At 70.3% G+C, this 13,729-nt stretch carries 16 protein-coding genes and 1 pseudogene; 13 read left to right on the forward strand and 4 right to left on the reverse strand.

Going from position 1 to position 13,729, the window contains the following annotated elements; genetic code table 11:
- The 3 genes and pseudogenes from BUR99_RS18670 to BUR99_RS18680 all read left to right on the forward strand — a co-directional run.
- A pseudogene (locus BUR99_RS18670) lies at positions 1-180 on the forward strand (hypothetical protein); the annotation flags it as partial.
- A gap of 118 nt (positions 181-298) precedes the next feature.
- A complete protein-coding gene (locus tag BUR99_RS18675) occupies positions 299-670 on the forward strand; it encodes a hypothetical protein (protein ID WP_074261921.1) in 372 nt (123 codons plus the stop codon).
- A gap of 99 nt (positions 671-769) precedes the next feature.
- Complete coding sequence (locus BUR99_RS18680) at positions 770-1,627, forward strand: CPBP family intramembrane glutamic endopeptidase (protein WP_074261922.1); 858 nt, start codon at positions 770-772, stop codon at positions 1,625-1,627.
- A gap of 23 nt (positions 1,628-1,650) precedes the next feature.
- Here BUR99_RS18680 and BUR99_RS18685 read toward each other — a convergent pair whose 3' ends face one another.
- The 3 genes from BUR99_RS18685 to BUR99_RS18695 are packed head-to-tail and all read right to left on the reverse strand — an operon-like array spanning position 1,651 to position 3,256.
- Positions 1,651-2,448, reverse strand: coding sequence for an SDR family NAD(P)-dependent oxidoreductase (locus BUR99_RS18685; RefSeq protein WP_234980919.1), 798 nt, complete (start codon positions 2,446-2,448; stop codon positions 1,651-1,653).
- The gene (locus BUR99_RS18690; protein ID WP_074261923.1) at positions 2,445-2,879 is read right to left on the reverse strand and encodes an SRPBCC family protein; all 435 of its coding nucleotides are present in this window, start codon (positions 2,877-2,879) and stop codon (positions 2,445-2,447) included. The genes BUR99_RS18685 and BUR99_RS18690 overlap by 4 nt, the downstream gene beginning before the upstream one ends.
- The gene (locus BUR99_RS18695) at positions 2,876-3,256 is read right to left on the reverse strand and encodes an ArsR/SmtB family transcription factor (protein ID WP_074261924.1); all 381 of its coding nucleotides are present in this window, start codon (positions 3,254-3,256) and stop codon (positions 2,876-2,878) included. The genes BUR99_RS18690 and BUR99_RS18695 overlap by 4 nt, the downstream gene beginning before the upstream one ends.
- A gap of 175 nt (positions 3,257-3,431) precedes the next feature.
- On the opposite strand from BUR99_RS18695, the gene BUR99_RS18700 reads away from it, so the two are divergent.
- From BUR99_RS18700 to BUR99_RS18710, 3 genes are read left to right on the forward strand one after another with little or no spacing between them, the layout of a single operon-like run.
- A complete protein-coding gene (locus BUR99_RS18700) occupies positions 3,432-4,100 on the forward strand; it encodes a hypothetical protein (protein WP_074261925.1) in 669 nt (222 codons plus the stop codon).
- Entirely contained in the window at positions 4,090-4,365 is a 276-nt protein-coding gene (locus tag BUR99_RS18705) for a helix-turn-helix domain-containing protein (protein ID WP_394327851.1), read from the forward strand. The genes BUR99_RS18700 and BUR99_RS18705 overlap by 11 nt, the downstream gene beginning before the upstream one ends.
- A gap of 58 nt (positions 4,366-4,423) precedes the next feature.
- The gene (locus BUR99_RS18710) at positions 4,424-4,999 is read left to right on the forward strand and encodes a GNAT family N-acetyltransferase (protein WP_074261926.1); all 576 of its coding nucleotides are present in this window, start codon (positions 4,424-4,426) and stop codon (positions 4,997-4,999) included.
- On the opposite strand, the gene BUR99_RS18715 is transcribed toward BUR99_RS18710, so the two are convergent.
- Positions 4,977-7,619, reverse strand: coding sequence for an MMPL family transporter (locus BUR99_RS18715; RefSeq protein WP_074261927.1), 2,643 nt, complete (start codon positions 7,617-7,619; stop codon positions 4,977-4,979). The genes BUR99_RS18710 and BUR99_RS18715 overlap by 23 nt on opposite strands.
- 119 nt (positions 7,620-7,738) lie before the next feature.
- Here BUR99_RS18715 and BUR99_RS18720 point away from each other — a divergent pair, with 119 nt between their 5' ends.
- The 7 genes from BUR99_RS18720 (at position 7,739) to BUR99_RS18745 (ending at position 13,721) form a co-directional block, all read left to right on the forward strand.
- Positions 7,739-8,296 carry a TetR/AcrR family transcriptional regulator gene (locus BUR99_RS18720; RefSeq protein ID WP_074261928.1) on the forward strand — a complete coding sequence of 186 codons (558 nt, stop codon included), beginning with the start codon at positions 7,739-7,741 and terminating at the stop codon, positions 8,294-8,296.
- Between the two features lie 46 nt (positions 8,297-8,342).
- The gene (locus BUR99_RS18725; RefSeq protein ID WP_074261929.1) at positions 8,343-9,698 is read left to right on the forward strand and encodes an FAD-binding oxidoreductase; all 1,356 of its coding nucleotides are present in this window, start codon (positions 8,343-8,345) and stop codon (positions 9,696-9,698) included.
- Positions 9,699-9,732: 34 nt separating this feature from the next.
- The gene (locus BUR99_RS18730; protein WP_074261930.1) at positions 9,733-10,830 is read left to right on the forward strand and encodes a DNA glycosylase AlkZ-like family protein; all 1,098 of its coding nucleotides are present in this window, start codon (positions 9,733-9,735) and stop codon (positions 10,828-10,830) included.
- A 72-nt stretch (positions 10,831-10,902) separates the two neighbouring features.
- A complete protein-coding gene (locus BUR99_RS18735) occupies positions 10,903-11,199 on the forward strand; it encodes a Dabb family protein (protein WP_074261931.1) in 297 nt (98 codons plus the stop codon).
- 86 nt (positions 11,200-11,285) lie between these two features.
- Positions 11,286-12,242, forward strand: a complete 957-nt coding sequence (locus BUR99_RS18740; protein ID WP_074261932.1) for a prenyltransferase/squalene oxidase repeat-containing protein — start codon at positions 11,286-11,288, stop codon at positions 12,240-12,242.
- 78 nt (positions 12,243-12,320) lie between these two features.
- A complete protein-coding gene (locus BUR99_RS20335) occupies positions 12,321-12,497 on the forward strand; it encodes a hypothetical protein (RefSeq protein WP_159441014.1) in 177 nt (58 codons plus the stop codon).
- A gap of 30 nt (positions 12,498-12,527) precedes the next feature.
- Positions 12,528-13,721: a M23 family metallopeptidase gene (locus BUR99_RS18745; protein WP_074261933.1), complete on the forward strand. Its 1,194-nt coding sequence runs from the start codon at positions 12,528-12,530 to the stop codon at positions 13,719-13,721.
- Positions 13,722-13,729: the final 8 nt, after the last annotated feature.

Below are 13,729 nucleotides of genomic sequence, written 5' to 3' on the forward strand. Positions count from 1 at the left end.
GACACCGGCGCCGACAACGTCGGCCTCGTCGACCAGGAACTGCTCGCCATGGCCGACGACTCCGCCGAGATCGCCACCGAAGGATCATGGACCGCAACCGCGGACCTCTTCCTCCGCACCCCCGCCACCGTCGCCGCCGGCGACTACACCGCCCGCATGACCCTCTCCCTCTTCGAATAAGCGCCAGAGGCGGAGATCACGACGCCGGTCGTCGATCGGCGACAGCGCGACCAGGGCCCGGTGTTCCACGCACCGGGCCTCGGTCGTACCCGCACCCGTCACTCGATAGGCTCACGGCATGCTCGCCGCCGTCACACTCTGCGTGATCCTCGGCGTGCTCGCCGTCTTCCAGCTCGCGCTCACCCTCGGAGCGCCGATCGGGCGATTCGCGTGGGGCGGGCAGCATCGCGTGCTGCCCGCACGGCTGCGCATCGGCAGCGCCGTCGCGATCGTGATCTACGCCGTGATCGCGGTGATCGCACTCGATCGCGCGGGCGCCATCGACGTCGTCTCCGACGTGGTCTCGACCGTCGGCATGTGGGTCGTGTTCGGGTACTTCGTGCTCGGCATCCCGATGAACGCCGTCTCGCGAAGCAGGGCCGAGCGGTACACGATGACGCCGATCGTCGTGGTGCTCGCCGTGCTCAGCCTCCTCATCGCCCTCGGCTAGGCGATGCGCCGCGTCGACACGGCGCCCACTACGGCCCTCGGCCACACCGCGACGGTAGCGTTGACGAGCGCGCAGACGCCCCGTTCGAGAAGAGGCACCATGACCGACCACGCATCAGAATCCCGCTGGCAGGCCTTCTGGAACCGCGGCGGCTGGTGGAAGGCCTTCGGCCTCGCCGCCGTCTACCTGGCGCTCTACCTCGGCACCGGGTGGGTCGTCGACACGCTCGGCGCCGACGTGATCGACTTCGAGAACCTGTTCGGAGACCCGCTCAGCGTCTTCCTCGCGATCGGCATGCCGGTCATCGTCGGCTCGATCATCCTGCTCGTGTTCTCGTGGTCGCTCGGCTGGATCCCGAAGCCGCTCTTCACCAAGCAGCCGGTGCGCGGCAGCTGGTGGATGTGGATCGCGCCGGCACTCGTGCTCATCCCGGTGCTGCTCCGGCTCTTCGGCACCGATTACAGCCAGTACAGCGGCGGCGTCATCGCCGTCACCTTCTTCGTCGGCATCTTCGTCGGCGTCTCCGAGGAGCTCCTCACGCGCGGTCTCGCCGTGACCCTGCTGCGCAAGCACGGCTACAACGAGTGGGTGGTCGCGGTGCTCTCCTCGCTCATCTTCGCGATGCTGCACTCGAGCAACGTGCTCTCGGGCCAGCCGATCCTCACGGTGCTGGCGACCATGGGCTACACCTTCGTGTTCGGCATCATGATGTACCTGACGCTCCGCGTCACGGGCAACCTGATCTGGCCGATCCTCCTGCACGCGATCACCGACCCGACGACGTTCCTCGCCACCGGCGGAATCGACGTCGCCGCCGCCGGCGCCCAGAGCCCGCTCCTCGCCCTCGTGACCCCCGCGACGCTCCTGATGGCGGTCTTCGCCCTCATCGCGCTCATCTTCATCCGCGGTCGCGCGAAGCAGGACGTGCCGGGCCTCGAGACGGCACCGCTCGTCTGACGGCAGCCGCGCCGGGGGTCGGCTCAGTCGACGAGCGCCCCGGCCGTGAGGTTCGAGATCACGCCGGTCATCGAGCGCGCCCGGTCGGATGCCGCGAACGCGAGGTACTCCGCGACCTCCGCGAGTGACGGCAACCGGCCGAGCAGCGTCGTGCCCGCGAGACCGGCGAGCCACTCGTCGCGTCCGATGCCGCCCGCAGCGGCGATGCGGCCGAACATCTCGCCCGTGTACGAGGTGTCGTAGGCGTCGGCCATCGCGTGCGGCCGCACGCACACGACCCGCACTCCGCTCGGCCCGAGCTCGCCGGCGAGCGCCCGCGAGAAGCCCTCGAGCCCGGCGCTCTGCGCCGCGTTGCCGATGAGTCCGCTGCCGGTGAGCCGCGCCCCCGGCGTCGAGATCGTGAGGATCACGCCGCCGCCCTGCGCGAGCATCGGCCGGGAGACCGCCTTGGCCGTGACGAAGTTCGTCTGCAGGTAGCCGGTGACGGGGTGCAGGTAGTCGGCGAGCGAGGTCTCGGCGATCGGCAGGCCCTGCACGTGGTCGAAGCCCACGGCGTTCAGGGCGATGTCGATGCGGCCCGCGGCATCCGTCACCTCGTCGACGTGCCGGTCGACGGCCGCCTGGTCCATCGCGTCGACCACGGCGATGTCGACGGATGCCCCGAGCTCGCGCGCTGCGGAGGCCGCGGCCTCGAGTCGCGGCAGGCTGCGACCGGCGAGGAAGAGTCGCGCACCTTCGCGCGCGAACACGCGGGCGGCGGCGCCGCCGATCGATCCCCCGCCGCCGTGGATCACTGCCACCTTGTCTTCGAGGAGCATCATGCCCTTCCTTCCTCTGCGAGCGTTCTGGCGTACCGGTCGATGATCTCGGTCCAGCCTTCGGTGTGCCGCTGCACGGCCTCCGCGTCGGGCAGGAGCTCGTGGCGCACCTCGACGACGGTGGCGTCGCCGTCGGGACGGAACGTCACCCGCACCACCGAGTCGGTCTGGTGCGTGGCGGCCGAGCGCCACGTGAACTCGAGCGTGTGCGGCCGGTCGATGACGGTGTAGTTGCCCGCGTGCACGAACGAACCGTTCGGGTCGTGCATCGTGATCGCGAAGGCGCCCCCGACCCGTCGATCGGCCACCGCGCCCGACGGGGCGCTGCCGTCGCGGCGCATCCACACGGCGAGGCTCTTCGGGTCGAGCCACGCGTCGAAGAGACGCTCGGCGGATGCCGCGATGCGCCGGCTGACCGTCACGACCGCGGTCATCGCTCTGCTCCACTCGTGGTGCCGGCGACGGCATCGGTATCACCGTCGACGTCGGAGTCGGCGTCGGCGAGCACGAACGCCTCGAGCGCGGCGAGGCGCTGCTCCCAGAACTCGCGGTACTGCGTCATCCAGGCGACCGCCTCGCCGAGCGCCTCGGCGCGGAGCGAGAGCACGTGGTCGCGCCCGCGCACGTGCCGCTCCACGAGCTGGGCCCGCTCGAGCACTTTGATGTGCTTGCTCGTGGAGTTCAGCGAGATCGGGAACTCGCGCGCGAGTTCGGTGACCCGAGCGTCGGAGACGCGGAGGCGGTCGAGGATCGCGCGTCGCGTGGGATCGGCGACGGCGCTGAGCACGGTGTCGAGTTGATATTCACCCATGGGGGTGAATATATGCCCGAGTCGAGCCCGCGTCAAGGGTTCGACGACGGGTGGACCGATTCCGGTGCGCCGCTGCCGGCGTCTCGCGAGGCCGCAGAACGGCGACGCCTTGACTCGCGCCGATCCATGTGTTTATTGTTCTTCGATAAGATCGAAAAACGATAAGGAGTAGGTCATGACCGTGACCGAGGCATCCGCTGCCCGACCGAACGCACGCGCGCGCCGACGCGGCACCTCGATCGGCATCGGACTGATCTGGGTCATCGCGACCTTCGCGATGATCTTCGACGCGCTCGGGCTGTTCTCGATCACGACGGGACTGTTCCTCGTGAACGCACTGCAGGGCGATGTCGAGGCGCATCAGTCGCTCACCGCGCTCCCGCAGTTCACCCAGGCCGAGCTTCGCGAGGGTGCGAGCCCCGCCGACCTCACCGACGTCTCGATCTGGGTCCGCCTCCTCTGCGCGCTCCCCACGCTCGTGCACCTCGTGACGGTGCTCGTCTCGACGGTCCTCGTGACCCGCGCGATCCGGGTGATCGAATCGGGCCGCCCGTTCACCGGTGCGGGCGTTCGCGCGTGGGCGCTGCTCGGCATCGTGCTCATCGTCGGCGGCGGCATCCAGGGGCTCCTCGACACGGTCGCCATCGCGGTGGTCACCACCCTCGGCCGCACGATCGGCTACCCCGACGGCCCGTGGCCGCTCGGCGGCGACTACCAGGCCCTCGGCACGGACTTCCCCGACTGGCCATGGATCTTCTTCGTACTCGGCATCATCGCGGCCGCGGTCGCCGCCGCGTTCCGCGAGGGCTCGCGTCTGGAGGCGGAGGTCGAGGGTGTCGTCTGACCGCGGCGAACGGATCGAGCACGGCGCGCCGCGGACCTCCGACGACGGCGACCATCGCATCGTCGTGCACCTCGCCGAGGTGCTCGAGCGGCGCGGCATGACCCTCACCGAGCTCTCAGAGCGCATCGGCGTCACGCTCGCCAACCTGTCGATCCTGAAGACCGGCAAGGCCCGTGCCGTTCGCTTCACGACCCTCACCGCGATCTGCGAGGCGCTCGACACGACGCCCGCCGAACTCTTCAGCTACGAGCCCCGCGACGACTGATCCTCGAAGCCGCGGGACTTCCTTCCCGCGTGTCGGTCGGCGGTGCCATGCTGACGGCATGGCGATCGAGGTGCGCGCAGCGACCGAGTTCGACGACGTTGCGGCGGTCGTCGGCCCGAAGAACCCCGCGTCCAACGTGTGCTTCTGCCTGAGCTACCGGCTGCTCTCCTCGAAAGAGAACGTCGAGCTCCGCGGGCCCGCGCGCGCCGAGCGCGTGCGCGAGCTCTGCGCGCTCGACCCGCCGCCCGGCGTGCTCGCCTACGAGGGCGACGAGGCGGTCGGCTGGGCGGGGGTGCATCCGCGTGCCGACACGAGTTTCGCGAAGAACCGCAAGATCCCGCACATCGACGACCTCGACGTCTGGTCGGTGTGGTGCATCCGGGTGCGGCCCGGGCACCGCAAGGCCGGCATCAGTCACCACCTGCTCGCCGGCGCCGTCGACTTCGCCCGCGAGCACGGCGCACCGGCGATCGAGGGCTACCCCGTCGACAACCGGGGCGAGAAGGTCGACCTGACCATGGCCTACGTCGGCACCCGCTCGTTGTTCGAACGGGCCGGCTTCACGAAGGCGGCCGACACCGAGTCGGTCGTCGGCGGGTTCCCCCGCGTGCTCATGCGCCTCGATCTGCGCTGAGCCCGGTCGCTTCGGCCGCCGTCGACGTCGCATCCTCCGACTCGTCGGTCGAGGCATCCGCCGTCGCCCCGGCACCATCCGTCGTCGACTCGGCCCCCGCCGCTCCGTGCACCGGGTGGCTCCGCTCGAGCGCGGCGCCCTCGACATCGACATCGGGCAGCAGCCGGTCGAGCCACTTCGGCAGCCACCAGGCGGCCGGGCCGAGCAGGTGCATGATCGCGGGCGTCAGCAGCATGCGCACGATGAAGGCGTCGAAGAGCACGCCGATCGCGAGGCCGAAGCCGAGCGGCCGCACCATCGTGAGGTGCGAGAAGACGAAGCCGCCGAACACCGCCGCCATGATGATGGCCGCCGCGGTGACGACCGCACGTCCGCCGCGCAGGCCGGCGACCACCGCGAGGCGCGCCGGAGTGCCGTGCACGTAGGCCTCGCGCATGCCCGAGACGAGGAACAACTGGTAGTCCATCGCGAGGCCGAAGAGCACGCCCATCACGATGATCGGCGCGAAGTTCAGCACCGGCCCTGGGTTGTGCACGCCGAAGACCTCGCCGAACCACCCCCACTGGAAGATCGCCACCGTGGCGCCGAACGCCGCGAACAGCGAGAGCACGAACCCGGCCGTCGCGATGAGCGGCACCAGGATCGAGCGGAACACGAGGATCAGGATGATGAGCGAGAGCCCCACGACGACCGCGAGATAGAGCGGCAGCACCCCGGCGAGCTTGGCCGAGATGTCGATGTTGCCGCTCGCCCCGCCCGCGACGCCGAGCTCGACGCCGTCGAGGCCTTCAGCGGATGCCCCGTCGCCGTCGATCGGCGACTGGCCCCGCAACTCGTGCACGAGCGCCTCGGTCGTCTCGCTCGACGGCCCGTCGCTCGGCACGACCTGGAAGGCGAAGAAGTCGCGCTCGTCGGAGACGCCGACCGGCGCGACTGCGACGACGTCATCGACGCCCATGAGCCACTCGGCGAGATCGGCCTGCGTCGCGACGACCTCGTCTGCAGCGACCCCGTCGGGCAGCGTCGCGGTCACGAGCAGCGGCCCGTTCTGGCCGGCGCCGAAGGCATCGGAGACCGCGGTGTAGGCCTGGTAGGTCGTGGCCTCCGGCGATTCGGATGCCCCGTCGGGCAGGCCGAGCCGCATGGAGAGCGCCGGGATCGCGATGACGAGGAGCACCACGATCGACACGACCGCGGTGACGACGGCCCGCCAGGTCGGCATGGCGACGAGCTTGGGGGCGGCGTGCGACTCGTGGCCGATCTCGGCCCGGGCGCGCTTCGAGAGCACGCGCACGCCGATCAGTCCGAGGAGCGCCGGTGTGAGCGTGACCGCGATGAGCACGGCGACGAGCACGCAGACCGCGCCGACGGTGCCCATGATGCCGAGGAACGGGATGCCGGTGACGTTCAGCGCGAGCAGTGCCACGAGCACGGTCGAGCCGGCGAAGACGACGGCGTTGCCCGCGGTGCCGTTGGCGAGTGAGATCGACTCGTGCAGCTCCATGCCGGCGAGCACCTGGCGCCGATGCCGGTTGATGATGAAGAGCGCGTAGTCGATGCCCACCGCGAGGCCGAGCATGACGCCGAGCACCGGGGTCACCGACGACATGTCGACGACGCCCGAGAAAGCGAGCGACCCGGCGACCCCGATGCCGACGCCGATGAACGAGGAGATGATCGGCAGGGTCGCGGGCAGGAGCGCGCGGAACACGATGATGAGCACGAGAGCGGCGATCAGCACGCCGACGATCTCGCCGACGCCGATGAGCCCCTCGATCGACGCGGCGATCTCCGACGAGTAGTCGACGTTCACGCCCTCGATGTCAGCGCCGTCGAGCGCGTCGGCGACCTCGGCCTTCAGCTCGCTCGACAGCGAGAAGAGGTCGTCCTCGAACATGACGGCGCCGATCGCGGTGGTCTCGTCGGTGGAGACCGTGCGGATCTCGGCGGCGGCGTCCATGAGGCGCTCGCCGTCTTCGAGTTCAGCGGCCGAGGCGTCGAGCTCCGCTGCGCCGGCGTCGAGCTGTGCCTGCTGCGCATCGAGCTCCGCGGCACCTGCGTCGAGCTGGGCCTGCTGCGCCTCGAATTGGGCGGCCGACTGCTCGTACGCGCCCGCGGCCTTGGCCTGCGCGATCGCCGCGTCGAGCTGCGCCTGCCCCGCGTCGAGCTGGGCACGCGCGGCATCGAGCTGGGTCTGGCCCGCCTCGAGCTCGGTGCGGCCGGCTTCGATCTTCGCGGCACCGTCGGCGAGCTGCGCCGCCTGATCCTCACGAGCGGATGCCGCGGCGAACGGATCGACGACGCCAGAGACGCCGTCGATCTCGCCGATGTCGGCGAGGAGGGCGGAGATCTCCTCGCGCTGGGCGTCGCTCAGCGCCTCGCCGTCGTCGGTCTGGAAGACGACGGTGCCGGTGGCGCCGCCGAGCCCGTCGAGCCGGGCGTCGAGCTGCTCGGTGACGCGCTCGGTCTCGGTGCCGGGGATACTCATGCTCTGTGTCAGCGTGCCGCCGAAGGCGAGGAAGGCGCCGCCGGCGAGCGCGAGCACGCCGAGCCATCCGACGAGCACGAGCCATCCGCGGCGTACGGAGAATCGACCGATGCGGTACAGGAGTTCAGCCATGAGCCGAGGCGCCCTTCATGAGGTGACAGGTCGGCGCTTCATCGAGCCTTCTCGAGGATAACCGACATCTGTCGGAGATCTTGCCGCTTCGGGACATCCGGAGCTGGCAGAATCCCCCTATGGACGTCAGGGTGGAGCGAACGCGCCGGAGCCTGCAGGACGCCCTGCTGGAGCTCGCACGGGAGCGCCCCCTCGACGAGGTGACGATCGCGGAGATCGCGGCGCGCGCCGGCGTCAACCGCAGCAGCTTCTACCAGCACTACTCCGACAAGGAGACCCTGCTCGCCGATGCCCTCGATGCCGCGGCCGAGGCGGCCGCCGCGATGCTGCCCGATCGCTACGAGCCGCCGAGCGGTCCGCCCCAGGCGCTCGTCGTCTTCCTGCAGCACGTCGACGAGCACGCCGAGCTCTACCGCTCCGTGTTCGGGCCCTCGGGCTCGGCCACCGTGCTCGCCCGGCTCCGCGCACGCATCGACGCGATCGTGCGAGCCGGCTTCGTCTCAGCGGCCTCCAAGGCCTACGACGGGCTGCCCCTCGACATCATCGCCGCCGGCATCACCGGCTCGGCCCTCGGTGTCGTCGAGGCATGGCTCATGCGCGATCCGCGCCCGTCGGTCGACGTCGGCGCGGCCTGGGTCTGGCGCGCGCTGCTCGGACCGGGAGCCGACTGGGCGTGACGCCGTCGGTCGTCTCCGCTAGGTTGACCCCGACGAAAGGAATGCGATGACCTCCGCATCCGAACTCCTCGCGCTTCGCTCCGAACTCGGCGGTTCGCTCGTCCTTCCCGACGACGCCGACTACGAGACCGCGCGCCAGCCGTGGAACCTCAGCGTCGACCAACGTCCGGCGGCGATCGCCGAGCCGGCGGATGTCGCGGACCTGCAGGCGATCCTCCGCACGGCGGCGGCCACCGGTCTCGGCGTGACGGTGCAGCCCAACGGGCACGGCGCCTCGGGCGACCTGCACGACGTCGTGCTCGTGCGTCCCACGCGATTCGACACCCTCATCGTCGACGAACAGGCGCGAGTCCTGCGCGCCGGCGCCGGCGTCAACTGGGGCCGCGCGCTCGAACGGCTCGACGGCACCGGGCTCGTCGCCCTCGCGGGGTCGAACCCCGAGGTCAACGTCGTGGCCCTCGCGATCGCCGGCGGTCACTCGATGTTCAGCCGCCGCTACGGCATCACGGCCCGTTCGATCATCTCCGTCGAGTTCGTCGACGCGGCGGGCACGCTGCATCGGGTCACCGATGCCGACGACGCCGAGCTCATGTGGGCGCTGCGCGGCGGCGGCGGCCTGTTCGGCATCGTCACCGAGGTCGAGCTCGTGCTCTATCCCGGCGAGGCGATCTTCGGCGGCAGCCTGATGTTCCCGGCCGAGGCTGCCGAGGCCGTCGTCACCGCCGCTCTCGAGCTCGCTCGCGACGAGCCCGAACTCGGGCTCGACATCGGCATGATGCGCTTCCCCGAGGCCCCCCAGGCGCCGCCGCACCTGCGGGGCCGCACGGTGGCGAGCGTCGGCCTCGTGCACGTCGGCGACGAGGCGTCCGGCCGCGCCTTCGCCGATCGCATCGTCGCGGTCGCCGAGCCCATCGCCGACACGCTCACGAGCTTCACGATCGGGTCGCTCGCCGCCGTCGCGGCGGAGCCCGTCGATCCGATGCCGTCCGCCGACTTCGGCGCCGCGCTCGACGGCTTCGACGCCGCGTTCGCCCACGACTTCGTCGACGCGTTCCTCCGCGGTGCCGACCTGGGTCTCATGCGGTGCAGCGTACGCGCGATGGGCGGCGCGATCGCCGACGAGCTCGGCGCCGAGTTCGCCGCGGTCGGTGCGACCCAGGCCGATGGCCTCATGAGCTGCAGCGTGCTGCTCTTCGACCCGTCGCTCGATGCCGATGCCGCGTTCGGGCCGATGCGCGACCTCGCGGCGAAGTACCCAGGCGGCACGGTGCTGCCCACGTTCCTCAGCTCCGGGGCGACCCTCGCCGACGCCTACGATCAAGAGGTGCTCGACCGCCTCGCAGCAGTGAAGCAGCGCGTCGACCCGGGCGGGGTCATCCGCAGCAACCGGCCGCTCGACTGATGCGACCCGTCGTGCAGCGAGCACTGTGAGCGGCATGGAGCCGCATCGTCTCGATCGCGCCGAGGCGCGGCGCATCGCGATTCGCGCGCAGCTGCTCGACGGCGACCGGCCGACCGGGCTGCTCGACGTCGTGCGACAGCTCACCCTGCTGCAGGTCGACCCGACCGCGGCGATCGCGCCGAACGCCGACCTCGTCGCCTGGAGCCGACTCGGCGCGATATATCGGCCGAGCGACCTCTCGCACGCACTCGAACACGATCGCTCGCTCTACGAGATCGACGCGCTCATCCGCCCGATCGAAGACCTCCCGCTGCAGCGTGCCGACATGGCGGCATGGCCGACGTGGCAGCGGTCGCGAGACTGGCTCGACCAGAACGAGTCGTTCCGCCGTGACATCCTGAGCCGCCTCTCCGGATCCCCCGAACCGCTGCTCTCCCGACAGATCCCCGACACGAGCGTGGTGGCGTGGCAGTCCAGCGGGTGGACGCACAATCAGAACGTCGGCCGGATGCTCGAGCTCCTCACGCTGCGCGGCGAGGTTGCGATCGCCGCCAGACTGGGGCGCGAGCGGCTCTGGGCGCCTGCCGATCGGGTCTACCCTGCCGAGCTGCTCGCGGCCCCCGTCATCCCGGCCGACGAGGCGCTGCTGGCGCGCAACGAACGCCGACTCGCGGCGCTCGGCATCGCCCGTGAGAAGTCGACGAAGATGCCGCTCGAACCCGTCGACGTCGGCCTGGCGGGCGAACCCGCGGTCGTCGAGGGTGTGCCCGGCGTCTGGCGTGTCGACCCGGCCGCGCTCGGCCGGCCGTTCACCGGGCGAACCGCCCTGCTCTCCCCGTTCGACCGCCTCACCTACGACCGCGTGCGAGCACAGCAGCTCTTCGACTTCGAATACGTGCTCGAGATGTACAAGCCGGCCGCGAAACGTCGCTGGGGCTACTTCGCGCTGCCGATCCTGCACGGCGACCGGCTCGTCGGCAAGCTCGACGCGAAGGCCGACCGCAAGGCGGGCACGCTCACCGTGCACGCGGTGCACGAAGACGTGCCGTTCGACCGAGACCTCCGCCGCGCCGTCGACGACGAGGTCGCGAACCTCGCCGAGTGGCTGACGCTCGAGGTGGTCGCGGCCTGACCCGGATCAGCCGGCGACGACTGGGCGAGCCCACCTGCCGCGCGTCAGGATGCGTGGCCCTAGGGTGAGCACATGATCCGACACACCGTCGCCTTCCGCTTGCGGCATCCCTCCGGCTCCACGGCGGAGCGATCCTTCCTCACCGACGCCGAGTCGCTCGCCGCGATCCCCGGCGTCGAGCGCTTCGAGCAGCTCGACCAGGTCAGCTCGAAGAACCCCTACGCGTTCGGGTTCTCGATGGAGTTCGCCGACCAGGACGCATACGAGGCGTACAACGCGCACCCGGTCCACGTCGCGTTCGTGCGCGATCGATGGGTGCCCGAGGTCGAGGACTTCCTCGAGCTCGACTACGTGCCGCTCGCGGGCTGACTCCGAGGGCTCGCGCCGGTTCCGAGGGCGTCTGCGAATTCGGACCACCTCTGGTCACCGCGGTGGAAACCCGCGAACATGGGCGCATGGATGTCACAGAGTGGCTGCTCGACTCCGATCCGGCGATCCGCTGGCAGGTCATGCACGACCTGCTCGACGCGCCGCCGAGCGAGACGGCCGGCGAGCGCGCACACGTCGCCACGGAAGGCTGGGGAGCCCGGCTGCTCGCCCTGCAGCCCGACGACGGCCGCTGGGGCGGCGACGAATACGGCGTCGCCGGCGATCGCCGGAGCGTGACGTGGACCCTGCACCTGCTGCGGCGCCTCGGCATCGATCCGGATGCCCCGTCGACCCGCGCCGCGATCGCCCGGGTGCGCGACGGGGTCGTCTGGCGGGAGTGGGGCGACCTGCCCTACTTCCACGGCGAGGTCGAGGAGTGCGTGAACGGCGGCGTGCTCGCACTCGCGGCGTACTTCGGCGAACTCGGCGACGGCAGCGACCGGATCATCGAGCGCCTGCTGCAGGAACAGCTCGCCGACGGCGGTTGGAACTGCGACCCGATCGAGGAGTCCGTGCGTTCCTCGTTCGACTCGACGCTCTGCGTGATCGAGGGGCTGCTCGCCTACGAGCGAGCCGTGCCCGACGCACCGCCCGAGATCGCGGCATCCCGACGTCTGGGCGAGGAGTACCTGCTCGAACGCGCCCTGTTCCGCCGGCGCTCGACCGGCGAGATCGTGCTCCCCCGCTACGCCGATCTCAAATTCCCGCCGTACTGGACCTACGACGTGCTCCGGGCGCTCGACTACTTCCGCACGGCTCACGAGCGACCCGACCCGCGCGTCGCCGACGCGGTCGAGCTCGTGATCGCGCAGCGCGCCGACGACGGCCGCTGGCTCGCGGGTACGCCGTGGCGCGGCGAGGTGTTCTTCGCCGTCGATGCGCCGGCGGGCGAGCCGAGCCGGTGGAACACGCTGCGGGCGTTGCGCGTGCTGCGCTGGTTCGACGGCTCGGCGAACCGGGCGGCGAACACGAATCCGGCCTGAGCTGCGACCACGACACTGATCCGCCCGAGGCCGACCTGCTTACGCCGAAAATGCGATCCGATCCGCAAGGATTGGCACATGGACGTTCCAGAGGCGACTTCCAGCGGAGCATCCGATGCTGTCCCGCGCCGTTCATTCCTCACGGCGACGGTGGCCGGTGCGGTCTTGACGGGCTTCGCGCTCATCGAGGCGACGGATGCCGCGGAGGCGACGGAGTGGGTTCCGATCGCAGACCGACCGCCGTGCCTCGCCTGATCACAGCAACGAAGGACGAGGCCGGCGACCATGGCGGACATCTACAACAATTTCAGCTATCCGGTCATCCTCGACGACCAACGCGACCCTGACATCTCTTGGGCGAACCACGTCTCGCGCGGTTCGCTCGGCGGAGTGGACCTCGCGTACCCGTTCGGTCGCCCGGTGCTCGCCAACGCGGCAGGCACCGTCACGAACTTTCCCTGGAACGGCACGGGCGGGCACACCGCGAGACTGACGATGGATGACGGCCGCTACATCGAGTACATGCACCTCTCCGCCTTCTCGCTGAGCAACGGCGCTTCCGCGAGCATCGGCACGCAGCTCGGTCTGTCCGGGTCCTCGGGCAACGGGAACCCGAACTTCTACGCGCCGCACCTCCACGTGCACATGTACATCGGGTCGACCCGGGTCAACCTGTTCCACTACTTCAGTTCGCCGTCCGGAACGCTTCGGCAGGTCGCAGGGTTCCCGACCGGATGGCGGGACCTCAGCACCGGCCTGACCGTCCACCCCGACGTGATGTCCTCGCTGAACATGGGCGGAACGTGGCCGCAGACGATGCTGAGTCAGGGCGGCTTCCTGCATCAGGTCGCGGCTGATTCGAGCGGATGGCGCGTCACCTCGACGGAGGTGCCGCTCGCCGCTTCGTCGCTCTCCGCGGTCAGGCAGAACGCAACGCAGCCGACGGTGATGGCGATCGAAGCAGGCAAGCTGATCCAGATCGTCTGGGCAGCCGACCGCTGGCAGAAGCTGTGGACCGGGTTGTACCTGATCGGCAAGATCTCCGCGGTGTACATCTCCGGGAATTGGCCCGTGGTGATGCTCTCCCAGGGAGGCAAGCTGTACCACGTGTACGGCGACGCCACGGGGTGGCACGTCGCGAGCACCGGCATCGCCGCGGGGTCGGAGATCTCGGCGGTCCACATGGGCGGGGCCTTCCCGCAGGTCTTGTCCGCGGAGGGCGGACGCCTGTTCCAGATCTGGTGCGACGGCAGCAGGTGGTACAAGGCCGACACCGGTATCGCCGCGACGGGGAGGATCTCCGCGGTGAACATGGGCGGGGTGTGGCCGCAAGTGCTGATGAGCGAAGGCGACGCGCTCTTCCAGGTCTCGGGGACCCGCTCGGGCTGGAAGAAGATGGGTCTCGGCATTCGCGGCAGTTCCCGGATCTCCGCCGTGAACATGGGCGGGGTGTGGCCGCAGGTGCTGAAGGTCGGTTGAGACGGCGA

Source organism: Agromyces cerinus subsp. cerinus (genome assembly GCF_900142065.1).
Lineage (GTDB): Bacteria > Actinomycetota > Actinomycetes > Actinomycetales > Microbacteriaceae > Agromyces > Agromyces cerinus.